General features: G+C 51.8%; 1 protein-coding gene. It reads right to left on the bottom strand.

All coding sequences use genetic code 11. The features are described 5' to 3' along the window. Positions 1-160: 160 nt before the first annotated feature. Positions 161-384, bottom strand: a 224-nt coding sequence (locus B7G66_RS16470) for a transposase (RefSeq protein ID WP_048859416.1), incomplete at its 5' end; no start/stop codon positions are given.

Genomic DNA, 384 nt, shown 5'->3' with positions numbered 1-384 from the left:
CACTACAGTTGCATTTTGTGTTGTGAGTGAGCGCGGATAGCAGTGGCCTGATGTGTTCGTCGAAAGACAGACCATCTGAGGATGTGGGCTACGGGCAGTCTGCGTTGTGAGAGTTTTACGACGAGACGCCTGATTTCCTGTATGGACCAGCGGACAAGGACTATCGTGTCCGGTGCAGTGTTTTTTTCGATTTCAGTGAGTTTTCCTGGTAACGGACACTGGCCATGACGGCATAGGCGAGCATGACCAGAGAGACATGCCGATGCCAGCCATGCCAGGAACGGGTTTCGTTATGATCAAGACCGAATTCGTTTTTGGCCGTCTCGAAACATTCTTCGATTCTCCAGCGCGTGCCTTCAACGTTCACGAGTTCCTGCATGGTTG

It is taken from the genome of Novacetimonas hansenii JCM 7643, assembly GCF_000964405.1.
Taxonomy (GTDB): Bacteria; Pseudomonadota; Alphaproteobacteria; order Acetobacterales; family Acetobacteraceae; genus Novacetimonas; species Novacetimonas hansenii.
This window is presented reverse-complemented; position numbering and strand designations above follow the sequence as displayed.